Origin of the sequence: Rhizobium sp. Leaf321 (assembly GCF_001423215.1) — a bacterium.
Classification (GTDB): Bacteria; Pseudomonadota; Alphaproteobacteria; order Rhizobiales; family Rhizobiaceae; genus Neorhizobium; species Neorhizobium soli.
Map to the genome: position 1 here is coordinate 744,346 of NZ_LMOF01000006.1, position 22,656 is coordinate 767,001.

General features: G+C 62.2%; 19 protein-coding genes. 9 read left to right on the top strand and 10 right to left on the bottom strand.

Translation table 11 applies throughout. The annotated features are described in order from the left end of the window. Positions 1–100 precede the first annotated feature (100 nt). Both ASF70_RS09905 and ASF70_RS09910 read right to left on the bottom strand, forming a co-directional pair. Positions 101–1,357, bottom strand: a complete 1,257-nt coding sequence (locus ASF70_RS09905; protein ID WP_062579380.1) for a cyclopropane-fatty-acyl-phospholipid synthase family protein — start codon at positions 1,355–1,357, stop codon at positions 101–103. Positions 1,358–1,511: 154 nt separating this feature from the next. After that, entirely contained in the window at positions 1,512–3,812 is a 2,301-nt protein-coding gene (locus ASF70_RS09910) for a Tex family protein (RefSeq protein ID WP_062579382.1), read from the bottom strand. Positions 3,813–4,035: 223 nt separating this feature from the next. Between ASF70_RS09910 and ASF70_RS09915 the strand changes: the two genes are divergently transcribed. From ASF70_RS09915 to ASF70_RS09930, 4 genes are all read left to right on the top strand, one after another. Continuing rightward, positions 4,036–4,251: a hypothetical protein gene (locus tag ASF70_RS09915; protein WP_062579384.1), complete on the top strand. Its 216-nt coding sequence runs from the start codon at positions 4,036–4,038 to the stop codon at positions 4,249–4,251. 81 nt (positions 4,252–4,332) lie between these two features. Then, on the top strand, positions 4,333–5,604 hold the full coding sequence (gene purD / locus ASF70_RS09920; RefSeq protein ID WP_062579386.1) for a phosphoribosylamine--glycine ligase: 1,272 nt from the start codon (positions 4,333–4,335) through the stop codon (positions 5,602–5,604). 105 nt (positions 5,605–5,709) lie between these two features. After that, positions 5,710–6,219, top strand: coding sequence for a plant virulence effector HPE1-like domain-containing protein (locus ASF70_RS09925; protein ID WP_062579388.1), 510 nt, complete (start codon positions 5,710–5,712; stop codon positions 6,217–6,219). A gap of 229 nt (positions 6,220–6,448) precedes the next feature. Beyond that, entirely contained in the window at positions 6,449–8,284 is a 1,836-nt protein-coding gene (locus tag ASF70_RS09930; RefSeq protein ID WP_062580176.1) for a methyl-accepting chemotaxis protein, read from the top strand. A 4-nt stretch (positions 8,285–8,288) separates the two neighbouring features. Here the strand turns inward: ASF70_RS09930 and ASF70_RS09935 are convergent, their stop codons facing one another. Genes ASF70_RS09935 through ASF70_RS09950 form a run of 4 tightly spaced genes read right to left on the bottom strand, consistent with a single transcriptional unit; the run spans position 8,289 to position 11,779 of the window. After that, positions 8,289–8,681, bottom strand: coding sequence for a hypothetical protein (locus ASF70_RS09935; RefSeq protein ID WP_062453665.1), 393 nt, complete (start codon positions 8,679–8,681; stop codon positions 8,289–8,291). Beyond that, complete coding sequence (locus ASF70_RS09940) at positions 8,678–10,123, bottom strand: FAD-binding oxidoreductase (protein ID WP_062579390.1); 1,446 nt, start codon at positions 10,121–10,123, stop codon at positions 8,678–8,680. The genes ASF70_RS09935 and ASF70_RS09940 overlap by 4 nt, the downstream gene beginning before the upstream one ends. A 24-nt stretch (positions 10,124–10,147) precedes the next feature. Next, entirely contained in the window at positions 10,148–11,125 is a 978-nt protein-coding gene (locus ASF70_RS09945; protein ID WP_062579392.1) for an L-threonylcarbamoyladenylate synthase, read from the bottom strand. A 33-nt stretch (positions 11,126–11,158) separates the two neighbouring features. After that, positions 11,159–11,779, bottom strand: coding sequence for a DUF6656 family protein (locus ASF70_RS09950; RefSeq protein ID WP_062579395.1), 621 nt, complete (start codon positions 11,777–11,779; stop codon positions 11,159–11,161). Between the two features lie 405 nt (positions 11,780–12,184). Between ASF70_RS09950 and ASF70_RS09955 the strand changes: the two genes are divergently transcribed. Next, the gene (locus ASF70_RS09955) at positions 12,185–13,429 is read left to right on the top strand and encodes an aromatic ring-hydroxylating dioxygenase subunit alpha (protein ID WP_062453661.1); all 1,245 of its coding nucleotides are present in this window, start codon (positions 12,185–12,187) and stop codon (positions 13,427–13,429) included. A 73-nt stretch (positions 13,430–13,502) separates the two neighbouring features. Here the strand turns inward: ASF70_RS09955 and ASF70_RS09960 are convergent, their stop codons facing one another. After that, positions 13,503–14,534 carry a transporter gene (locus ASF70_RS09960; RefSeq protein ID WP_244474002.1) on the bottom strand — a complete coding sequence of 344 codons (1,032 nt, stop codon included), beginning with the start codon at positions 14,532–14,534 and terminating at the stop codon, positions 13,503–13,505. A gap of 182 nt (positions 14,535–14,716) precedes the next feature. Here ASF70_RS09960 and ASF70_RS09965 point away from each other — a divergent pair, with 182 nt between their 5' ends. The 3 genes from ASF70_RS09965 to ASF70_RS09975 all read left to right on the top strand — a co-directional run bounded on the left by ASF70_RS09965 (position 14,717) and on the right by ASF70_RS09975 (position 17,695). Then, positions 14,717–16,498 (top strand): acyl-CoA dehydrogenase, encoded by a 1,782-nt coding sequence (locus ASF70_RS09965; protein WP_062579397.1) that lies wholly within the window; start codon positions 14,717–14,719, stop codon positions 16,496–16,498. A 31-nt stretch (positions 16,499–16,529) separates the two neighbouring features. Further along, the gene (locus ASF70_RS09970) at positions 16,530–17,285 is read left to right on the top strand and encodes a crotonase/enoyl-CoA hydratase family protein (RefSeq protein WP_062580180.1); all 756 of its coding nucleotides are present in this window, start codon (positions 16,530–16,532) and stop codon (positions 17,283–17,285) included. A gap of 92 nt (positions 17,286–17,377) precedes the next feature. Beyond that, positions 17,378–17,695 (top strand): hypothetical protein, encoded by a 318-nt coding sequence (locus ASF70_RS09975; protein WP_062453659.1) that lies wholly within the window; start codon positions 17,378–17,380, stop codon positions 17,693–17,695. 17 nt (positions 17,696–17,712) lie between these two features. On the opposite strand, the gene ASF70_RS09980 is transcribed toward ASF70_RS09975, so the two are convergent. The 3 genes from ASF70_RS09980 to ASF70_RS09990 form a co-directional block, all read right to left on the bottom strand. Further along, positions 17,713–19,317, bottom strand: coding sequence for a heme peroxidase family protein (locus ASF70_RS09980; RefSeq protein WP_062579399.1), 1,605 nt, complete (start codon positions 19,315–19,317; stop codon positions 17,713–17,715). Between the two features lie 133 nt (positions 19,318–19,450). Beyond that, on the bottom strand, positions 19,451–20,698 hold the full coding sequence (locus tag ASF70_RS09985) for a class I SAM-dependent RNA methyltransferase (RefSeq protein WP_062579401.1): 1,248 nt from the start codon (positions 20,696–20,698) through the stop codon (positions 19,451–19,453). Further along, complete coding sequence (locus ASF70_RS09990; RefSeq protein ID WP_062579403.1) at positions 20,695–21,444, bottom strand: TlyA family RNA methyltransferase; 750 nt, start codon at positions 21,442–21,444, stop codon at positions 20,695–20,697. The genes ASF70_RS09985 and ASF70_RS09990 overlap by 4 nt, the downstream gene beginning before the upstream one ends. A gap of 132 nt (positions 21,445–21,576) precedes the next feature. Between ASF70_RS09990 and ASF70_RS09995 the strand changes: the two genes are divergently transcribed. Further along, positions 21,577–22,587, top strand: coding sequence for a DUF4424 domain-containing protein (locus ASF70_RS09995; protein ID WP_062579405.1), 1,011 nt, complete (start codon positions 21,577–21,579; stop codon positions 22,585–22,587). Positions 22,588–22,656 lie beyond the last annotated feature (69 nt).

Sequence of the window (22,656 nt, forward strand, 5' to 3'; positions counted from 1 at the left end):
TCGTCAAGCGGGACGATCCGGACAGGGTGGTGCGACCCGCCGCGAGCCGTCTTTGCCAGCCTATGATCTTCCCCATCGACCCCGCTCAGCGCGTCCAGCCTCAACCTGCAATCTGCTCGAGCGGCATGCGGCCCTGTTCGAATGCGTAGAGCTCGGCCTCCCGCTCATAGATATAGTCGCGATTGTCCGGTACGGCCGTCCGCTTCTTGACGATCTGGATCTGGAAAATGTGAAAGGCCTCATGGGTGAAGGCCATTTCCGACGCGGCCAGATAGAACTCCCACATTCTCGCGAAGCGTTCGTCATAGAGCGCGATTGCCTTGTCCCGGTTCGCCATGAAGCGCTCGCGCCAGTGCCGCAGCGTATAAGCGTAGTGCATCGGCAGGATCTCGATGTCGGAAACCAGAAGTCCCGCTTTCTCGATCGCCGGCAGAACTTCTGAAAGCGAGGGAATGTAGCCACCCGGAAAGATGTATTTGTCCATCCAGGGATTGTTATAGACCGCCGGGTAGGGCTGGCCGATCGAGTGCAGCACCATCACGCCGTCGTCGGACAGCACGTCGGTGACCTTGTTGAAGAACTTTCGGTAGTTCAGCCGTCCTACATGCTCGAACATGCCCACCGAGACGATCCGGTCGTAGCGCTGGTCGGCGGGAAGGTGATAATAGTCCTGCAGCTCGAAGCGTACACTGCCCGCAAGCCCGCGTCGTGCCGCACGCTCTTTGGAAATCTTCAGCTGTTCGGTGGAAAGCGTGATGCCGGTTACGTCGACGCCGGACGATTCCGCCAGATACATCGCCATGCCGCCCCATCCGGAGCCGATCTCCAGGGCTTTGTGCCCGGGTTCTGCCAGAAGCTTTGCCACGATATGACGCTTCTTGGCGATCTGGGCCTCATCCAGCGAAATACCGGGCGGGTTGAAATAGGCGCAGGAATATTGCCAGTCCTCGTCCAGAAACAGCGCGAACAACCGTTCGTCGAGATCGTAATGGTGGGCGACGTTGCGGCGGTTGTGGTTGATCGGCACACGATTGCGAAACTGCGATGCGATTATTCTGCCAAGGCTGCGCATGAGGATCTGGAAGGTCAGTCCTTCCTTCAGCGTGTTGTCCTTGATGAGCGCCAGGAACTCGTAAATGTCGCCCTGTTCGACGATGATCCGGCCGTCCATATAGAGTTCGCCGAGCTGCAGTTGCGGGTCGGAAACCAGCGCCTTTTCAGCCGCTTCATCGGTAAAGCGGATTGCAACGGTCCGTCCGCCGCCGCTGCCGTAATAGGTTTCCCCGCCCGAGCCGCGGACGATGAGAGTGCCATTTCTGATGATCTTGGAAAGCAGTCTGTGAAGGGACAAGGTCATGGACCCACTTCCTGAACACGATGGATGCCTTGCTGATCATCAAAATCTACCGTCTTTCAATTCAACTGCAAGCGCAAAAAAACGCAACTGGAAGTAGCTCCGTCGAGCCAGTGCTCAACGGAGTGCTTTCGAGGTTATCCAAGGCGTCGCAGGCTCAGCGGCGCTTCATAGCTTCGGCAAGCGCTGCACCGAACGCGCCCTGAGATGGCTTGCTGTCGGTCTTTGCAAACTTCGGATTGACGGGCTTGTCGCGATCACCGCCGCGGGGGCCCGGAGGCGGGGCTTCGCCGCCGTCCTTGCGCATGCTGAGCGCGATGCGTTTGCGCTTCACATCCACCTCGACAACGCGCACCTTCACCACGTCGCCGGCCTTCACCACCTCATGCGGGTCCTTCACGAACTTGTCCGCCAGCTGGGAGACATGAACCAGCCCGTCCTGATGCACGCCGATATCGACGAAGGCGCCGAACGCCGCCACGTTGGTGACGGTGCCTTCCAGCTGCATGCCGGGCTTGAGGTCGGTGATCTCGTCGATCCCGTCGGCAAAGGTCGCGGTCTTGAAGCTCGGACGCGGATCGCGACCGGGCTTTTCCAGTTCCGCGATAATGTCCTTGATCGTCGGCAGACCGAACGTTTCGTCGATGAACTGGCGCGGATCGACGGATTTGAGCGCTGCGCTGTCACCCATCAGAGAGCGCAGGTCGCGGCCGCAGGCGGCGACGATCTTCTTCGCGACACCATAGGCTTCCGGATGCACGGAAGACGCATCGAGCGGCTCTTTGCCGTTGACGATGCGCAGGAACCCGGCCGCCTGTTCGAACGTGCGGTTGCCGAGCCTTGCGACCTTCAAGAGCTCCCGGCGCGTGGTAAAGGCACCGTTCTGGTCGCGATGGGCGACGATCGCCTCTGCAATCGATTTGCTGAGGCCCGACACGCGCGACAGAAGCGGTGCCGATGCCATGTTGAGATCGACGCCGACGGCATTCACGGCATCTTCCACAACGGCTTCGAGCGAACGCGACAGCTTGTTCTGATCGACATCGTGCTGGTACTGGCCAACGCCGATCGATTTCGGCTCGATCTTAACGAGTTCGGCAAGCGGATCCTGCAGCCTTCGGGCAATCGACACGGCACCGCGCAGCGACACGTCGAGACCGGGGAACTCGTCTGCTGCCGCCTGGGATGCCGAATAGATCGAAGCGCCGGCCTCCGACACGATCACCTTGGTCGGTTTGGCTCCCGGCAGGTTGGCCAGCATGTCGGCCACCAGCTTTTCCGTCTCGCGGCTGCCGGTGCCGTTGCCGATCGAGATGAGCTCAATTCTGTGTTTGGCGATCAGGCTTGCGAGTTCCGCCTGGGTGCCGCGCACATCGTTGCGGGGCGGGAAGGGGTAGACGGTGGTGGTTTCGAGAAGCTTGCCGGTGGCATCGACGATCGCCACCTTGACGCCGGTGCGGATGCCCGGATCGAGGCCCATCGTCGCGCGCGAACCGGCGGGAGCGGCCAGCAGCAGATCCTTCAGATTGCGGGCAAACACATGGATCGCCTCTTGCTCGGCGCGTTCACGCATCTCCCGCATCAGGTCGAGCGAGAGGGAGACAGAGAGCTTCACTCGCCAGGTCCAGCCGGCGACCTCCATCAGCCAGCGGTCGGCGGCACCCTTGTCGCTGATATGGAAAGCAAGCGCGATGATCCGCTGCGCCGGCTTGATCGGCGAGGTGTCGTCTGCATCCACCTCGATCGTCAGCGTCAGGAATTCCTCGTTCCAGCCGCGCAGCATGGCAAGCGCCCGGTGTCCCGGCGTGGTGGCCCAGCGCTCCGTATGCTCGAAATAGTCGGAGAACTTGGCGCCGGCCTCCTGCTTGCCGGCAACCACGCGGGCTTTCAGCACAGCACCGTCGCGCATGTGCTGGCGCAGCCGCTTCAACAGGTCGGCATTTTCCGAGAATGCTTCGGCGACGATATCGCGCGCGCCATCCAGCGCAACCTTCACGTCGGTCACTTCACCCTTGACGAATGTCTCGGCTAGCTTGGCCGGATCGAGCGTGCGGTCGGCCCAGATCGCATCGGCCAGCGGACCAAGACCGCGCTCGCGGGCGATTTCGGCGCGGGTGCGGCGTTTGGGCTTGAAGGGAAGATAGAGGTCTTCGAGTTCGGCCTTGGTCACCGCCTTGCCGATCTTGGCCGCAAGCTCGTCGGTCAGCTTGTCCTGGCCTTTGATCGAATCGACGATCGATGCGCGGCGTGCTTCCAGTTCGCGAAGATAGATCAGCCGTTCGGCAAGGTTGCGCAACTGGGTGTCATCCAGTCCGCCGGTCACTTCCTTTCGGTAGCGCGCGATGAAGGGCACGGTTGCGCCTTCGTCCAGAAGCCCGATTGCGGCAATGGCCTGGTCCGGGCGGGCGTTGATTTCCGCGGCGATCACGGCGGCGAGAAGGCGGTTTTCGACGGCCATGCAAGTCCTCGTTGGATAGGAGGCGAGACCATAGTCAAACTTTGCGGCAAGACAACCGACCATCGGAACGGTTCACAGGTTACCCAGGCAGTCGTCTCGGAATGGGGCGTCATTTACCGGTCGGTAACCGCGAACCGGTGGAAAAAGAGATGACACCTTCTCGCATTGTGCCAGAATCCTATAGTTGCTCCTGCCACATGATTTGGCGTGTAAGGAGGTATGAATGCCTAGCAAAATAGCCCATATACTGGCGTCCGACGATGCCGTTGGCTCCGAAGAACTGGAGGCGGCGATCATCTATCTCGACGAAAAACTGCAGGACGCGGCGCGGCGCAACGAGCCTGTCCCATTTCTGGCCTTTCGTAACAAAGTGATTTTCAGAGCAACGTTGAGATTGCGCAGCGACAGTTTTCGTCAGCAACCGGACCGGCCGTCTTGAATGCCGCTTTTGCCGGCGAGACTTGACCTTTTCCGTCCCTCGCCTTAACCGCCAGCACAGATGATAAATCGAGGGCGGCAGATGAAGGTTCTTCTTATCGGCACGGGCGGTCGCGAACATGCGCTGGCATGGAAGCTTGCCCAATCACCGAAACTGACGAAACTCTTTGCCGCTCCCGGCAATCCCGGCATGGCCGAAAATGCCGAACTGGTCGCGCTCGATGTCGACGACCATGCGGCGGTCCTTGCATTTTGCCGCAGCGAGGCCATCGATTTCGTGGTCGTCGGCCCGGAAGCGCCGCTGGTCGCCGGCATTGCCGATCGCATCCGGCAGGCGGGCATCGCCGTCTTCGGCCCGTCCGCCGCCGCCGCCCAGCTCGAAGGGTCCAAGGGCTTCACCAAAGATATCTGCGCCCGCTACAATATCCCGACCGGCGCCTACCAGCGCTTTACGGACGGCACTGCTGCCAAAGCCTATGTCGAGGCGCAGGGCGCTCCGATCGTCGTCAAGGCCGATGGTCTGGCGGCCGGCAAGGGCGTCACCGTCGCCATGACCGTGGAAGAAGCGCTGGCGGCGATCGACGACTGTTTCGATGGCGCCTTCGGGGCCGCCGGTGCCGAGGTCGTGGTCGAAGCCTATCTCGATGGGGAGGAAGCAAGCTTCTTCTGCCTCTCCGACGGCAAGACGGCGCTGGCATTGGCAACCGCGCAGGATCACAAGCGCGTCGGCGATGGCGATACCGGCCCCAACACCGGCGGCATGGGTGCCTATTCGCCGGCCCCGGTGATGACGCAAGATATGGTCGAGCGGACGATGAAGGAGATCATCGAGCCGACCATTCGCGGCATGGCGGAAAGCGGCTATCCGTTCACCGGCGTGTTCTTCGCAGGCCTGATGATCACGGCCAAGGGGCCGGAACTGATCGAATACAATGTCCGCTTCGGCGATCCGGAAACCCAGGTTCTGATGATGCGGCTGAAAAGCGATCTGCTGGAGATCCTTTACGCCGCCGCCACCGGCACGCTCGACGAGGTGAAGGCGGAATGGAGCGACGATGTGGCGCTCACCGTCGTCATGGCCTCGAAAGGTTATCCGGCCGCCTATGACAAGGGAACGCCGATCGCCTCGCTGCCATCAGCAGGCGAGGGCGAGAAGATCTTCCATGCCGGCACGGCGATGCAGTATGGCGCGCTGGTCGCAACCGGCGGCCGCGTACTCAACGTTACCGCGACAGGCAGAACGGTTGCGGAAGCCCAGGCAAACGCCTACCGGCTGGTCGACGCGGTGGACTGGGAAAACGGCTTCTGCCGTCGCGACATCGGCTGGCGCGCCATCGAGCGCGAAACCCGTTAGAGACGGTTCAGCAGCCGCGGTTTCGTTCAAAATTTACCAATTCTCCTGACGGGTTGGAAACGAAGCATTGCTATAGGTTGTCGGACCAAACTCGGGAGTCCGGCGATGCATCGCGTTCTGATCACGGCAGCAACGGTAGCCGCAGCACTGCTGGCCGGCGGCGCCCAGGCGTCGTCCGTCACCGCAACCAATGGCAGTCAGAAATCCTCGAGCATCGTATCGTGGCATTGCAGCGACTGCGAGCCTCCGGCCGCAAAGCCCGATCTGTCCAACTACAAGGTTCCGGTCCTCGAGCCCGGCACACAGAAGACCGAGATCATCGAAATCAACGGCGAAAAGCGTCTTGTCCGCACCGAAGCATGGTTCGGCGGATCGCCTGTCGTCTTCGTCGGAAAAGTCCCGGCCTGGATGGATGCCGGAAAAACCATTGCGAACGTGCCGGCGCCGACCTCCACCTCGTTCGAAGAGATGATCGAGAATGCGCCACCGCCGCGCGATGGCATCGATCTGGAGGCCACCACGAGCGCTGTTGCGCCAGCCCCTCAAGTTGCGGAAGCCTCGGCGAAACCGATCACTTTCGAAGACTTCAGCCTCAGGCTGAAACGGGCTGAATAAACAGTCAGCAAGTCATTGCAGCCAGTCAATAAAAGGCCGCGCAGTTACTGTGCGGCCATACGTTTTTCTGCGTTATTGTGTGATTAAATAATTATTTATGCATCGCTCATATGGTCGTTGCACTGCAATCATTGCAGACGACATGGTGCAGAATGTGCCGCCTCCCACAAACATCATTTTTCCCAAGGTGCGGCCTGCGCGGTCGCTGCCGGTCACAGGTGAGCGGACCATGAAGAACCTCAAAATCTCCCACCAGCTGCTGCTGCTCGTGCTTTTGCTGATCGCCGGCTTTGCCGCTGCCACATACATGCAGCTGCGCACGTCCACCCAGGCGATCTACGCCGAACGTTACGGCATGCTGCGCACGCAGGTGGAATCTGGCATCGGTATCTTCAAGCGTTTCCAGGCTCTCGAGGCCTCCGGTGCGATGGGTCGCGAAGAGGCGCAGAAGCGGGCGTTCGAAGCCGTGTCGGCCATGACCTTCACCCCGGACGGCTACCTCTTTGCCTATGACTACGATGTGAACATGCGTGTCCATCCGGATCCCAAGCGGCTCGGCCAGAGTTTCAAGGGCAAGCCGGACAGCCAGGGCTTCATGTACCGTGACGAACTGGTCAAGATCGGCCGCGCCGGTGGCGGCACCGTCGATTTTCTCGGTCCCAAGCCTGGTCAGGAAGGCGATACCTTCCTGAAGAGCTCCTACGCGCTCGCCTTCGAGCCCTGGCAGCTGGTTCTCGTCACCGGCGTCTACGTCGACGATCTCCAGGCGCAGATCCGCAGCGAAGTCTTCAAGGCGCTGTCCTTCGGCTTCGTCATCCTGGTCCTTGGCTCGCTGCTGGCCTTCGTCGTGATCCGCAACATCTCCGGTCCGCTCGGTGCGATCCGTCAGGCGCTGAACGCCGTGGCCGACGAAGACGTGACGATGCAGATCCCGCATACGGACATGAAAAACGAAGTCGGCCTGATGGCACGCGCCACCCAGGCGCTGCAGCAAAAGGTGCGCGAGCGCCATGCCATGCAGGAAAGCCAGCAGCGCCAGCTGGAGGAGCTCGACGGCGAACGCCAGCACAATCTCGACATGCAGCGCGACGAAGCAGCGCTTCAAGCCCGCGTCGTCTCGACGATCGGCTCGGCGCTCGAACAGCTCGCCAAGGGTGATCTGACGGTTCGATGCGGCGATCTGGGCACCCGTTACGCCGGCCTGCGCGACAACTTCGACGAGGCGCTCGGCCATCTCGAAGCGGCGATGTCCAAGGTCAACGACAAGGGCATCGATATCGGCGGCTCGAAAGAAGAAATCCGCCGTGCTTCCAACGAACTGTCGCAGCGGACCGAACGCCAGGCGGCCAACCTCGAGGAAACATCCGCCGCACTTGACGAACTGACCGTCGCTGTTCGCCAGACCGCCGACGGTGCACGCGACGCCGCCCAGCGCGTCACGGCTGTCAGCACCGAAGCCAGTCGCAGCGACGCCGTCGTCGAGGAAGCAATCGGCGCCATGAGCGGCATCGAACAGTCCTCGGCGGAAATCACCAAGATCATCGGCGTCATCGACGAGATCGCCTTCCAGACCAACCTTCTGGCCCTCAATGCCGGTGTCGAAGCGGCCCGCGCCGGCGAAAGCGGCAAGGGTTTTGCCGTCGTCGCCCAGGAAGTGCGCGAACTGGCCCAGCGTTCGGCCGCCGCCGCCAAGGAGATCAAGGAACAGATCTCCCGCTCGTCCGGCCAGGTCGCAAACGGCGTCCGCCTCGTCGGCGAGGCCGGCCAGGCCCTGAAGCGGATTTCCGATCAGGTGAAGTCGGCAAGCGACATCGTCGGCCGCATCGCCCATTCGGCAGCCGAACAGGATACGACGCTGCGCTCGATCTCCTCGTCGCTTAACATGCTCGACCAGGCCACCCAGCACAATGCCGCGATGGCCGAAGAGACGACTGCCTCCGCCGAGGCTTTGTCTGCCGATACGGAAGAACTGCTCAACCTCATCCGCAGCTTCCGCGTCAGCGGCACCGGGCGTCAGCCGGGCGCTCTGCAGGGCATGGGTGAACGGATGCGCCGGGCGGGCTGATCGCTCAGTCGGCCTTGTCGCTACCGGCGGCCCGGAATTGCGGGTCCGTCACACTATCAAGCCAATCGAGGTCGGGTTGCACTGCAGCCCGACTTTTTGCTTCCATATCCCTGTAGCGGCCAAGAAGCTGCTGGCCGAATTCGGTCAGCCCCGCACCGCCGCCAGACTTGCCGCCATGCCGGGTCGAGATCGAGGGCTCCAGAAACATCCGGTTGATCTCGTCTGCCAGCAGCCAGGCACGCCGGTAGGACATGCCGATCGCAGCGCCGCCGGCCCGGATCGAACCATGTTCGGCGATCAGTTCCAGAAGCTGCGCCTTGCCGGGCCCCAGCCGGACGCCGTTTTCCAGATCGACGCGGATCGTCATGGTCGGCCGGTCCGGTGCCGGCTTGCTCATGGCAATGCCACGACCTTGCCGGGGTTCATGATACCGGCCGGATCGAAGGCGTGCTTGATGCGCCGCATCAGCTCCATCTCGATCGGCGGGCGGATATGCGCAAGCTCGTCGCGCTTCAGCTGGCCGATCCCGTGTTCGGCGGAAATCGAGCCGCCGGCATCCAGCACGATCCCGTGGACGATCGCATTCACCTCCCGCCAGCGGTCGATGAAGGCGGCCTTGTTGCCGGCCATGTCGTTGCTGAGCGGCTGGGAGATGTTGTAGTGGATATTGCCGTCGCCGAGATGGCCGAAGGCGCAGATGCGGGCTCCGGGAACGGCGGCGAGAACCGCCTGCTCGGCTTCCGCCATGAAATGCGGGATCTTCGAGATCGGCACCGAAACGTCGTGCTTGATCGATCCGCCCTCGGGCTTCTGCGCATCCGACATGCTTTCGCGCATGTGCCACAGCGCCTTTTGCTGCGCCACCGACGAGGCGATCACCGCGTCCATGACCAGTCCGGCCTCGAACCCCTGTTCCAGCAGCGCCTGCACCATCGTGTCGGCGGTTTCGGCGGCGTCGGATGTCGAGATGTCGATCAGCGCATACCATGGGTAGGGTTGAGACAGCGGGTCGCGCACGCCGTCGATATGCCGGGTGGTGAACTCGATGCCGATCCGCGGCATCAGCTCGAACCCGGTCAGCGCCGTGCCGCAGAGGTTCGATGCCTTTTGAAACAGCAAGAGCGCATCGGCCGGCGAGGCAAGCCCGGCAAGCGCCACCTGGTGTCCGACCGGCCGCGGATAGAGTTTCAGCACCGCGCCGGTGATGATCCCGAGCGTGCCTTCGGCGCCGATGAACAGGTCACGCAGGTCGTAGCCGGTATTGTCCTTTTTCAGCTTGCGCAGGCCGTCCCAGATCTCGCCGGTCGGAAGCACCACTTCCAGCCCGAGGCATAGCTGGCGCATGTTGCCATAGGCAAGCACGGCCGTGCCGCCGGCATTGGTGGAAAGGTTGCCGCCGATCCGGCATGAGCCTTCCGACCCGAGCGACAGCGGAAACAGCCGGTTGACCTCCTCCGCCGCCTTCTGCACCTCGGCAAGGATGACGCCGCCATCGACAACGATCACGTTTGCCATCTGGTCGATCTCGCGGATGCGGTTCATCCGTTCCAGCGAGATGATGATGTCGGATCCGCCGCTGCGTGGCGTCTGGCCACCGACAAGACCCGTATTGCCAGTCTGCGGCACGACGGCCGTCCCGGTCTCGCTGGCAAGCTTCAGGATCGCCGAAACTTCCTGCGTCGAACCGGGCTTGAGAAGGAGAGGGGACGCGCCCTTATAGAGCCCGCGGTTTTCGACGAGATGCGGCGCAAGCTCCACCGGATCGCTGACCGCGTGCGCAGCGCCGACGATCGCCGTAAACCGGGCAAGTAGATCCGGGGAAGGGAGGGGCATGTCCATGGCGTTTCTCCTGGGCTCGTATTTTTATTCCCGCGGGGCTGCCGCTCGGACCAGCCGGTCGTTGATGGCTTCGCCAAGCCCGGTATCGGGAATGGCTGTGACTGCAATGCGCGTCGCCCCCACCGCATCGGCTTTCTTCAGATAATCGAACAGATTGGCGGCTGCCTCGGCAAGATCGCCGGAGGGGCTGAGGTCAAACACTGCCTTCGCCTGCTCGATGCCCTCGATCGGATCCGATCCCAGCCGGATCAACGCCTCGCCCGGCGCCACATGGGTCGCATTCAACCGCACGGCTGCCGATGGCGCATAATGCGAGGCGAGCATGCCGGGCGCTTCGATGATCGCTGCCGGTCCTTCCGGACGAATGACCGCGCGACCAATCAGCGCCTCGATCTCTTCAGCGGCAACGCCGCCGGGACGCAGCAGCCGGACCGTTTCGCCCTCGACGCGGACAATGGTCGATTCGACGCCGACCGACGACGCGCCGCCATCGAGGATCAGTTTCAGCTTGCTCCCGAGATCACCAGCGACATGGCCGGCACTGGTCGGGCTGACCTTGCCGGACGTGTTGGCGCTCGGTGCTGCCAGCGGCTTGCCGAAGGCGCGGATGAGATCGGCGGCAAAGCCCAATGGCAGGCGGATGCCGACCGTATCGAGCCCTGCAGTTGCGAGCGGATGGATACCGCTTTCTGGAATGAGCGGCAGGATCAGCGTCAGCGGCCCCGGCCAGAAGGCTTCCGCCAGCCGACGCGAGATCGGATCGAACGATGCATACCGCTCCGCCATCGCGACATCGGCCATATGGCAGATCAGCGGGTTGAAGCGCGGCCGCCCCTTGGTTTCATAGATGCGCGTAATCGCGGATGGATTGGTGGCGTCGGCTGCAAGCCCGTACACCGTCTCCGTCGGAATGGCGACCGGGAAGCCTCGCGACAGCACGGCGCACGCTTGGTCAAGCGCGTCGTTCCTGTCCGTCCTGATGTCGATGATCTCTGCCGTCATGTCCCGCTGTGCATAGCGCGGACTGAGACCGCGTTAAAGCGATTTGATGATCGCCCGCACCGCCTGGTCGGGCGCGCCCAGCATCAGAACGTTTTTCAGCGCTTCCTTCGGGTCGGTGGTCCGAAACAGAAGACCGTTCTTGCGGATGCTGCGGTCGATCTTCATCGACTGATCCGGGTCGCTTTCGGTCGCCACCGCGAAATACATGCGGGAATACTGGGTGTTCACCCTCTTGAAGAACTCGTCCTCATCGCCGATCTCGGCCAGGAAATTGGCGATGTAGAAAGACCATTTCACCTTCGCCTTCGGCGAAAACAGGGTGCTTGCGGCGGTAACATGGCAATAGCCGAGATGCGGGGTCTGCTCCAGCGTGCGGTGGAACACCATTTTCGGGAACTGGATCGAGTGATGGAAGCCGTTGATCCGCTGATGCGTGCGTTCGCCGGCAGACTCCAGCTTCAGCCCCGTCCGCTCCGCGACTTCCTCATAGGTGAGATAACGGCGCTCCTTGGGCAGCCACAGCGGTTGTGTCCTGGAGATACGGCCTGTGCGCAGGAACTCGGAATGCCCGATCGCGCTCGTTGGCGCCGAAACCGGCACCGGCGGAATTGGCCGGTTCGCGTCGTAATAGCGTAGCTTTCCGGTCGTCTGCATGCGGCTGGCCCCTTCGCGCAAGAAGAAGTCTAGCCGGAGCGGTTTAACAGCCGGTTTACGTCTCAACGCACCGCGAGAAGCACCCTGTCCCCCCACTTGTCAGCGGAAAACCGAAGCCGTCATGTGAGCCATCGTCGTCAATGCGTTTTCCGATGTCGCAATGTCGCCTGTGCGACAGGCAGCGCGAGTGCTTAAATCGGCGAAACTAATGGAGTCGCCTCGGCTAGGGACGGCGTTAAATTGGGAAGCCGGCAGGCGTGACGAGAACCCTCGGCCGATCCGGTGCCAGTCTGGGGACGTGATTGACGACCGATCGCGGTGGACGTTCGGGGTAGGATTGGGGGCAGGAGGTCTGTCCGCATGACCCCCAAGTCTTTCGCTAGTGGAATTGACGAGGAAGACACGATGGACATTCACAGCCAGGTTCTACGGCAGCTCAACAATCGCCGCGAAGGCTTCAGCCTCGAACAGCCCTTTTACATCGATCCGGACTATTACAAGCTCGATCTGGAAATGATCTGGTATCGCGACTGGCTTTTCGTCGGCCATGATTGCGAAATCCCGAAGGCCGGCAATTACGTGACGCTGCAGATCGGCGACTATCCGGTCCTCGTCCTGCGCACCCGCGAAGGCGAGATCCGCGCCTTCCACAACACCTGTCGCCACCGCGGTCACCGCGTCTGCACCAAGGATAGCGGTTCTGCGACCCGTCTTGTCTGTCCCTATCACCAGTGGACCTACCAGCACGACGGCACGCTGATGTCGGCGCGCCATATGGGCGATGATTTCGACAAGAAGCAGTTCGGCCTGAAGCCTGTTCACTGCGAATCCGTCGCTGGCTATATCTTCGTCTGCCTTGCCAACGAGGCGCCCGATTTCGCGCCCGTCCGCGCGACGATCCAACCCTATATGGCGCCGCATCGGCTGGCCGAAACGAAGGTCGCAGCCAAGAACACGATCATCGAAAAGGGCAACTGGAAGCTCGTCTGGGAAAACAATCGCGAGTGCTACCACTGCGCCGCCAATCATCCGGAACTCTGCCGCACCTATCCCGAAGCGCCGACGGCGACTGGTGTGCAGGGCGCCGGCGACGATCCGTTCATTTCCGAGCACTGGCAGCGTTGCGAGGCGGCAAACCTGCCGAGCACGTTCAACATGTCGACGGATGGCCAGTACCGCGTGGCCCGCATGCCGCTCATCGAGGACGCCGAAAGCTACACGATGAACGGCCGGCCGGCGGTCGCCAAGGCGCTGTCGGAAGACGTGACGATCTCCCATATCGGCACCATGCTGATGTTCCACTATCCAACCACCTGGAACCACATGCTGGTCGATCACGCGATCTCCTTCCGCGTCATTCCGATCGGGCCGGAAGAAACGGCCGTCACCACCACATGGCTCGTCAACAAGGATGCGGTTGAAGGCGTCGACTATACGGTCGAGGAACTGACCCACGTCTGGAACATGACCAACGACCAGGACCGCCAGATCGTCGAGGAAAATGCCTTCGGCATCCGGTCGCCGGCCTATGAGCCGGGTCCCTATTCGGAAGCGCATGAAGGCGGCGTCATGCAGTTCGTGGAATGGTACGCGAACTTCATGACCAATCGCCTCCAGGGCGATCAGGCGAAGCTCCACGCCGTCGCCTGATCCGGCGAAACCGTGCACGACAAGACAGCCCGTCCGGCATGCCCGGGCGGGCTGATTTCGTTTTGCCATTCTTTCAGAAAATTCCCGTCCGCTTCAGAAGCCACCAGGCAATTGCCGCCGAAAGTACCATGAAACCCAGCGCGAAGGCCGTGCCGTGCAGTCCCTCGGCAAACGGCAGCGACGACGTGTTCATGCCGAAAAAGCCGGTGACCAGTGATGGCGGCAGCAGGAAGGCGGTCATGATCGAGAGTATGTAGAGGTGCCGGTTGGTCTCCGATGCCTGTTTGGAATCGATTTCCTCGTGCAGCAGCCGGGCCCGCTCCTGCAGCGCATAGACGTCGTGGTCGACGGCTTCGAGCCGACCGATCAGCCGTGAGGCGATATCGTCGAACCCGGGCGGCATATCCTCATCGTCGGCTGCCGCCGCACGCCGCATCAGCGAAAGGGTCGTGCGCAGGTGCCGGTGGAGACGCACCACCATACGTCGCACGGGAGCAAGCCGCCGGCGTTCGTCGCGCGGCACGTTGTCATAGACGAAATCCTCGATCAGGTTCAGCTCTTCGGTAAATTCCATCACCATCGCGATCATCGTGCGCTGGAATTCGGCCACCAGCGTCTCGAACAGGTCGAGCGGCCTTTTGTAGCGACCGGCATTCTTCTCGATCGCGGCCCGCACCCGGTCGACCGAACGCAGCGGCTGCAGCCGGGTCGTGATGATCACCTTGTCGGAGGCGAAGAAATGCAGCCAGCCGATATCGCGCGTGTCGCTGTCGAACTCCCGCTGGAAATCGATCAGCGTGCCATAGACGGACTGCTCGTCCAGCGTGATCGACGCATGCGTTTCATGGGTGGTCAGCGCGACCGCTGCGGCCGCCGGAAGGCCGGGAAAATTCTCCAGAAAGGCGCCGACCCGCAGGTCTGCAAGGTTGAGATGCAGCCACAGGAAACCGGTGTCGATCGCCAGCTCCGACGGTGTCGCCTCCAGCGAAAGCTTTGAGCATGTGCCAGCCTCGCCGGGCCGGAAATGATAGGCCCAGACAAGCCCCGGCGTGGCGGAAATCAGCGGAGAATTTATCGAAGGCATGGACTTAAGACCTGCAAACATGACGCTCCTCATTAGGCGCCATGTGTGACACCTGTTGCAACGCAGATTTATCCGTATCCTGATCGAACAACCCGGAGGGAGCGATTGACAACCGCGTTTACGTTTACGTAAAAAGCCAGAGGGAGTTCGGTGGCCGCCGCTGCGGCATCGTCCGGAAGAATTGTCAATTTGGGAGAAGCGACATGTACAAGGCACCCGTGGAGGAGATTGCCTTCACCTTGAACCATGTGGCGGGTCTCTCAGACGCGCTGGAGATCGGCCGGTTCGGCGACCTCTCCCCCGATCTCGTCGATGCCATCCTGGCGGAAGCCGGTCGCTTTGCCAGCGACGAAATGGCGCCGCTCGGCGATATCGGTGATCGCCAGGGCGCGCGGCTTGAGAACGGCGTGGTGAAGACGCCAGATGGCTGGCCGCAGCTCTATCGCCACTGGCGCGAAGGCGGCTGGAATGGCCTGACGGCGCCGGAAGCGTTTGGCGGTCAGGCACTGCCGCATATGCTCAACGTCGCGACGCTGGAAATGTGGAATTCCGCCTCCATGGCCTTCGCGCTCGCGCCGACCCTCACGATGGGTGCGATCGAGGCGCTGGTTGCCCATGGCAGCGACGATCTGAAAGCTATCTATCTCGAAAAGATGGTCTCGGGCGAATGGACCGGCACGATGAACCTGACGGAGCCGCATGCGGGCTCCGATGTCGGCGCGCTGAAGAGCCGTGCCGAACGCCACACCGATGGCAGCTACCGTGTGTTCGGGCAGAAGATCTATATCACCTGGGGCGAACACGACGCCGCCGACAATATCATCCACCTGGTTCTCGCCCGTCTCCCGGATGCGCCGGCCGGCACCCGCGGGATTTCGCTGTTTCTGGTGCCGAAATTCCTGGTCGCTGACGACGGATCGCTCGGTGAGCGCAACGACGTGATCTGTCATTCGATCGAGCACAAGCTCGGTATCCACGGTTCGCCCACCTGCACGATGATCTATGGCGACGGCAAGTTCGGCGATGGCACCGGCGCGATCGGCTATCTCATCGGGGAAGAAAACCAGGGCCTCGCCTGCATGTTCACTATGATGAACAACGCACGTCTCGCCGTCGGCATGCAGGGTGTCGCGATCGCGGAAGCTGCGACCCAGAAGGCGGTCGCCTACGCGTCCGATCGAACCCAGGGCAGGGCGCCCGGGTCGACTGGTCCGCAGATGAGCCCGATCATTCAGCACCCCGATATCATCCGGACCCTTTTGACCATGAAGGCGCTGACGCAAGGGTCGCGCGCCATCTGCTTTGCCTGCGCCCACGCGATCGACATGTCGCATCACCTCGAAGGCGATCAGGCCACCCATTGGGTCGAGCGCGCAGCACTCCTGACGCCGATCGCCAAATCCTTCGCCACCGATTGCGGCGTCGATGTCGCCTCGCTCGGCATCCAGGTGCATGGCGGCATGGGCTATATCGAGGAAACCGGTGCCGCGCGCTATCTGCGCGATGCCCGCATCGCACCGATCTATGAGGGCACCAACGGCATCCAGGCGATTGATCTCGTGCTGCGCAAACTGCCGCTTTCCAAGGGCGCGCAGGTGCGGACCTTCATCGGTGAACTGCGCGACATCGCGCAGAGAGTCGAAAGCCTCAACGCCCCCGGCTTCGGCAGCACGGCGGAACGGCTCAACGCATCGATCGACGATCTCCAGGCATCGACCGACTGGCTGCTGGAGGCGCAGGCCTCTGGCCGCGTCGCGGAAGCCCTTGCGGGTGCGACGCCCTATCAGCGCCTGTTCGGCATCGTTCTGACCGGTGCCTATCTCGCCAAGGGCGCGCTTGTCGCATCGGAAGACGGATCGGGTGAGAAGCGCGTGTCGCTCTGCCGGTTTGCGGCCGAAAACATGCTGTCGGAAACCGCAGCCTTGAAGGACCGCGTGATCGCCGGTGCCGAGAGCCTGGAATCCGCACGCATCGTGCTTGCCTGAGGAGAATGCCGTGAGCCACGCCCCTCTATCAATCGACAACCACGTCCTGATCGAACGCCCTGCCGACTACGAGGGCGTGCTCACGATCCGCTTCAACCGGCCGGAAAAGAAGAACGCCATCACCTCGTCCATGTATCACCGCATGACGGCGGCGCTTGCAGATGCCAATACCGACGACACGATCCGCACGGTCGCCTTTCTCGGCACCGAAGGCTGCTTTTCCGCGGGCAATGACATGGCGGATTTTCTGGCCCACGCGGTCTCAGGCACGGACGAACCACCGGCCGCGGCCCTCTTCATTCGGGCGCTGGCGCTCGCCGAAAAGCCGATGGTATCAGGCGTCGATGGCCTGGCGATCGGTATCGGCACCACGCTCAACCTTCACTGCGACCTGACGATCGCCTCGTCCCGCAGCCTGTTCAAGACACCCTTCGTCGATCTCGCCCTCGTGCCGGAAGCGGCATCCAGCCTTCTGGCGCCAAGGGTGATGGGCCACCAGCGCGCCTTTGCGATGCTGGTTGCCGGCGAGGGGTTCTCTGCCGATGCCGCCCACGAGGCCGGCCTTGTGTGGAAGGTGGTCGAGCCGCAGGCCGTCGAGGCGGAAACACTGGCGCTCGCCGCTAAACTTTCGGCAAAACCACCGCAGGCCTTAAAAATCGCCCGCGATCTGGTGCGAGGCCCCCGCGACGACGTGCTCGCCCGCATGGACGAGGAACTGACGCATTTCTCCGCCCGGCTGAAAAGCGCCGAAGCTCGCGCCGCTTTCGAGGCCTTCATGCGACGTTAACGCTGAGTTGCATCAAAGTTCCATCCACGCCGCGCTGCGCCTTCATTCGCAAGGCAAGCGTGGCTAGATACTCCTCAAACGAGGAGGACATCATGCGTACAGCCCTGACCGGCCTGCTTTCTCTTGCAACTCTTGGCCTCTCCTGCCTGCCCGCCGCTGCTGGGCCGGCATTTGCCGCGTCCGCCAATGCAGCGAACGCGCCGATCACCCTGATACAGAGCCAGCAAAGTCTTTCCGAGCAGACGGACCGGCGCGACCGACGCCGTCAGCGCTATGTCTGCGTGGTGCAGCCGCGCCAGAGCGACGACCGCGACCGTCCCTATGTCTGCCGGGCCGATGAAGGTCGGGTCGGCGGTACCTGCCGCTGCTCCGGCGTCACAGGCACCGGCAGGCTCGATCTCGACGACTAGAGCATGTCCTCCACCCGTCAGCCGTCGACCTTCTCTTCTGCGGGTTGCGGCACAGCCGCACCGAGAGGATTGACGTCACCGACGAACTTGACGAGATCGGCCATCGTAAAGTGGCCGGGCGTGTCGCTCGGCAGTTCCGGCTTCCAGTCGGAGCGCAGCCACAGGAACGACTCGTGGTCGCCATGCACCATGCCGAGGAATGTCTCGGCGATGATGGTGGATGCCATCGGCCCGAGCCGTCTTCCCTTGTTGAAGACCTCCGCTTCCTTGAGAACGTAATACCACAGCGGTGTTTCCTCGAGCATCTTGTGCTGCTTGGCCGCCTTGCCGTCCGGACCCGTGGCAATCTGCTCGGGCGTCAGTGGCTGAAGACCCATGGCGCGACAGATTGCTTGCCCGGAGGGAAGTCCGATCTGTACGCCGCGACGCAGGTTGCGGAAGGCAAGGTCGAATTCCCGCGATGCAACCGAGCCATCACCAGGTCCGCCGGGCAGGGTGTGCAGGGCGGGTGTGATGAAAGGGTCCAGTCGCCGGCTGTGGTTGATGGCGAAATTGGTCTCCTTCTCGCCTTCGGGCGTATCCAGATCGTAGAACCGCCGCCAGTCGACCACCCAGTTCGACGGGAGCGCGGCAAACCCGACGCCCGGGTCGTTGGCGAGCTCGCCGGTAATGTTCCCGGACTTTCCGGTGAACAGGAACAGAAGGTCGAGCGTCGCGTTCGCAAGACTATCGGCTGTAGGGTTGAACACCCGGTTGTGGCTATAGCTTTCCCGCACCATCGAATGGCCGAGCCGGTAGCACGCGGCGCCGAATTCGGCGGGCATATAGGGCCGCTGCTTGAACCGGTAGAACCGCCGACCCTCCTTCTTGATCTTCTGGATCAAGCCAGGCTCGGTCAGACGTTCCACGAAATCGAACAGCACAATCCACTGGTAGTGCCAGGTGACGATCCGCCGAGCCTCTTTGAAGAGCGCGGTACCCTTGAGGTCAGGCCTTTCCGCTGCGACCTTGTCGAACACCTTGTTGTGAAACTTCAGCATCAGCAGATGCGTCTGTGCCACCAGCAGGTTCTCATCGTTGCGTTCGTCGAAGATGAGCGCGTGGCCCTCCTGGTTGCGTGGAAGGTCGTTGGGAAGATCGGGGATCGCAGCGCCTTGCTGATCCGATGACGCCGCTGCCCGTCCGATCAACAGTTTGCCGGAAGTTTGCAGCGTTTCGACGTCGCGTTGGTAAAGATAGGGATGGATACCCGGCCCATCGCCGTAGAGCGAATCGAGATCGAGCGCCGGTGTCCGGAAGTTGGTGGTCGCCTTCGGGTCGGCATGCTGCTGGTCGAGAGGCGTCGTGTCGAGCGTGATATCATGGTCGATGAACTGGCCAAGATAGGTGTAGCCGGCCGGGATATTCGGGTTGTCCTTGCCCGGTTCCGGATTGCCGTCGTCGAGCAGTTTATCCGCCATAGACTTGGCCAGGGCGGCAAGCGCATCGTCGCTTGCCGAAAACGGTAAGAGATTGGGAAACATGATCCCGAATTTCCCGGGATCACCGATGCCGTCGAAAGAATGCAGCGTTTCCGGCTTCATGCCGCGCACGCCATGCCCATGCATTGCGATCTGTGCCATGCTTTCCCCCCTTGGAGATCGCACTGGCGGCAAGTCATTTGCCGCCTTGGATGCGACACGGGAAAGCTACGCCTCTATGGCTAGGTTGTAAACAAAGGTTGCACAACCGAATTGCGTTCTGTCAAGACTAGCGTCAAACTTTGCTGAGCAGAGCGACGGCTTCGACATGCGGCGACCAGAGAAACTGGTCAACCGGGGTGACTGAGACAATCCGGTATCCCGCATCGACCAGGATCCTCAGGTCGCGTGCGAGCGTCAGAGGATTGCAGCTGACCGCAGCAATCGTCTTGATGTTCGAGCGCGCCAGTTCCTTGACCTGCACTTCGGCACCCGCCCGCGGCGGGTCGAAGACGACCGCATCGAAGTGCTTCAGGTCCATCGGGATCAGCGGCCGGCGGAAGAGATCGCGCTTCTCGATGCTGACGGGCTTCAGCCCCTGGCTGTTGCGGGCCGCATGGTCCAGCGCCTTCAGCGCCTTGTCGTCGCTTTCCACCGCGTGCACGCGTGCCGTTCGCGCCAGTTGCAGCGCAAATGTGCCCGAGCCGGCAAACAGGTCCAGCACCCGCTTGGCCTTGCCCATATGGCCATGCACCAGCGTCGCCATGGCTTCCTCTGCCTCTTTCGTCGCCTGCGTGAAGCTACCGGGCGGAGGAGAAACTTTGACGCCACCGAAATCGATCACCGGCTTTTGCGGCTCCAGCACGATTTCGCCATTGGCCGAAACACGGGCGATGCCCTTCAGCGCCAGAACCGTCTCGGTCACCTTGCGGCGCTGCTTGTCCGAAAGCGGCTTCAATCCTTCGGCGGCGATATCGAGACCGGAGAGGCTTTCCAGCACCGAAATGCGGAACGTCTCCGAGCCGGTTGCGAGCGCCATGCCGATCGCGCGGATCGCATCAAGCCGCGCCACGATGCCGGGCGCGGCGATCGGACATTCGACGATGGAGATGATATGGTTCGTTTCTGCCCGGTTGTAGCCCAGCAGAAGCTCCTTCTCCGTCTTGCGCGCGGAAAACACCGTGCGCCGCCGCTCGCCCGGATGACACTCGACCGTCTCCTTGACGTCGGGCGTCAGGCCCTTTGATTTCAGCGCGTCGATGACGAGCTGGCGCTTGAAGTCATTATACGGCCCCTTGGCGAGATGCTGCAGCGAACAGCCGCCACAGGCATCGCCATCGGGTCCGAAGTGGCGACAGACCGGTTCGATCCGGTCCGGCGAAAGGTTGCCCGTTGACATGACCGTGCCGTGGTCGCCATTCCGGGCGATCGCCAGCGTTTCGCCCGGAAGAGCATAGGGAACATAGACCGGCCCGTCCTCGCCATTGGCGACACCGTCGCCCTGTCCGCCGAGACGGTTGATGGTGACGTGAACCGTGCTCATTCCGGCTTCCGTCCTGCCAGAAGAAACTCTTCGTTGCCATCACCGCCGGCAATCGGCGAGGGGATCAGGCCAAGGCTTTCCCAGCCCATGTCCTCCACCAGCCAGCGTTCCAGTTCTGCTGCCACCGCCGGCGCCGTGTCCGGCTCCTTCAAAAGGCCGCGCTTTCCGATCGCATCGCGGCCGGCCTCGAACTGCGGCTTGACCAGCAGCGCGCAATAGCTGCCCGGCAGCGCCAGTTCCAGCGCCGGCGGCAGGGCCAGCTTGATGGAGATGAAGGACACGTCCGACACGACGAAATCGATCGGCCGGTCGTCGATATCGTCGGCCTCGAGATAGCGGGCGTTGACCCCCTCGATATTGCTGACGCGCGGATCATCGGCAATCCGCGGATGCATCTGCGCATGGCCGACATCGAGTGCGGTCACATGCGCTGCGCCGCGGGCGAGCAGGATTTCGGTAAACCCGCCGGTCGAGGCGCCGACGTCAAGACATTCGCAGCCGGTCGGATCGAGCTTGAAGTGATCGAGTGCGGCAACCAGTTTCAGCGCCGCGCGCGACACATAGGCGCTCGCCGGATCGTCCATCTCGATCTGCGCGGTCGAGGACACGATCTGTCCGGATTTGGTAATGATGCGACCGTCGACCTTGACGGTGCCGCGGGCAATCGCGTCGCGCGCGCGTGAGCGGCTGTCGACGAGGTTGAGGGTGACCAGAAGCTGGTCAAGTCTTTGCTGAATGGATGACATGCCTTCCCATGACGCGGGCGAGCCCCGCACGCAAGACAAAAACGCGTTTCGACCTGCCGGACAAGCCTCAGCCGGCCTTTCATAGTTCGCGTCTTCTGCCTATTGTTGCCGCGCCAACCGGGAGGGGAATGGATGAGACGCTGGACAATCGTCTTCGGGGCCACGCTGACGGCCGGCCTGCTTTTGGCTGCACCGCCGCTTTTTGCCAATGATACGACGGCGGAACTGACGACCGGCGGCCTCGTCTATGTCCAGACCGCCGATATCACGATGGCCGAAGAGCATCTTCACCTCTCACGAGAGGAAGTCCGGGTCGACTACATCTTCAGGAACGACACCGACAAGGATGTCGAAAGCGTCATCGCCTTCCCGATGCCGGACATAACTGGCGGCGCCCAGAGCGACATAGCCTATGGCGACCCGGAAGCCGACAACTTCCTCGGCTTCACGGTCCTGCAGGACGGCCGCGAGATCAAGCCGCAGCTCCAGCAACGCATCATTGCCACCGGCATTGACCGCACCGAAGACCTCGTCGCCCACAAGGTACCGCTTCTGCCCTATAGCGACAGAACCACCGAGGCCCTCAAGACCCTGCCCGATGACGTCAAGGCCGACTTTCTTGCCAAGGGCTTGGTCCGGATAGATCGCTACGATGCCGGAAAAGGCTGGCAGGAGGACATCACGCCGGCATGGACGCTCCGCTCCGCCTATTGGTGGAAGACGACGTTCCCCGCGCAAAAGCCGGTCAAGGTCAGCCACCGCTACAAACCGAGCGTCGGCGGCACGGTGGCCATGACCTTCATCGAAAACGGCAAGCCGGCCTATGAGCACGCCCGCTACGTCGAACGCTACTGCATCGACGACAGCTTCATGAAGACAGCCGCAAAGCTTCAAGTCGCAGCCAGCAAGGGCGGCCCGCATTATGCCGAGCAATGGCTGTCCTATGTGCTGACCACCGGCGCCAACTGGTCCGGCCCCATCGGCAAGTTCCGTCTGACAATCGACAAGGGCAACCCCAAGGATTACGTCAGCTTCTGCGGCAACAACATCAAGAAAACCGGCCCGACCACCTTCGAGATGACCGCCGAGGATTTCACGCCGGAGAAGGACCTGCATGTTCTGTTTCTGACGGCGGGGGAGTAACGAACAAACTCGCCCGGACGAACGTCTTCATCTCGCCCTGCCGAGTGCTAGCACGACATCTGAGTCACG

Bases quoted from the DNA above. Each gene is read 5' to 3' on its own strand.
- ASF70_RS09905 (WP_062579380.1), bottom strand. From the start codon at position 1,357: ATGACCTTGTCCCTTCACAGACTGCTTTCCAAGATCATCAGAAATGGC.
- ASF70_RS09910 (WP_062579382.1), bottom strand. From the start codon at position 3,812: ATGGCCGTCGAAAACCGCCTTCTCGCCGCCGTGATCGCCGCGGAAATC.
- ASF70_RS09915 (WP_062579384.1), top strand. From the start codon at position 4,036: ATGCCTAGCAAAATAGCCCATATACTGGCGTCCGACGATGCCGTTGGC.
- purD (WP_062579386.1), top strand. From the start codon at position 4,333: ATGAAGGTTCTTCTTATCGGCACGGGCGGTCGCGAACATGCGCTGGCA.
- ASF70_RS09925 (WP_062579388.1), top strand. From the start codon at position 5,710: ATGCATCGCGTTCTGATCACGGCAGCAACGGTAGCCGCAGCACTGCTG.
- ASF70_RS09930 (WP_062580176.1), top strand. From the start codon at position 6,449: ATGAAGAACCTCAAAATCTCCCACCAGCTGCTGCTGCTCGTGCTTTTG.
- ASF70_RS09935 (WP_062453665.1), bottom strand. From the start codon at position 8,681: ATGAGCAAGCCGGCACCGGACCGGCCGACCATGACGATCCGCGTCGAT.
- ASF70_RS09940 (WP_062579390.1), bottom strand. From the start codon at position 10,123: ATGGACATGCCCCTCCCTTCCCCGGATCTACTTGCCCGGTTTACGGCG.
- ASF70_RS09945 (WP_062579392.1), bottom strand. From the start codon at position 11,125: ATGACGGCAGAGATCATCGACATCAGGACGGACAGGAACGACGCGCTT.
- ASF70_RS09950 (WP_062579395.1), bottom strand. From the start codon at position 11,779: ATGCAGACGACCGGAAAGCTACGCTATTACGACGCGAACCGGCCAATT.
- ASF70_RS09955 (WP_062453661.1), top strand. From the start codon at position 12,185: ATGGACATTCACAGCCAGGTTCTACGGCAGCTCAACAATCGCCGCGAA.
- ASF70_RS09960 (WP_244474002.1), bottom strand. From the start codon at position 14,534: ATGTTTGCAGGTCTTAAGTCCATGCCTTCGATAAATTCTCCGCTGATT.
- ASF70_RS09965 (WP_062579397.1), top strand. From the start codon at position 14,717: ATGTACAAGGCACCCGTGGAGGAGATTGCCTTCACCTTGAACCATGTG.
- ASF70_RS09975 (WP_062453659.1), top strand. From the start codon at position 17,378: ATGCGTACAGCCCTGACCGGCCTGCTTTCTCTTGCAACTCTTGGCCTC.
- ASF70_RS09980 (WP_062579399.1), bottom strand. From the start codon at position 19,317: ATGGCACAGATCGCAATGCATGGGCATGGCGTGCGCGGCATGAAGCCG.
- ASF70_RS09985 (WP_062579401.1), bottom strand. From the start codon at position 20,698: ATGAGCACGGTTCACGTCACCATCAACCGTCTCGGCGGACAGGGCGAC.
- ASF70_RS09990 (WP_062579403.1), bottom strand. From the start codon at position 21,444: ATGTCATCCATTCAGCAAAGACTTGACCAGCTTCTGGTCACCCTCAAC.
- ASF70_RS09995 (WP_062579405.1), top strand. From the start codon at position 21,577: ATGAGACGCTGGACAATCGTCTTCGGGGCCACGCTGACGGCCGGCCTG.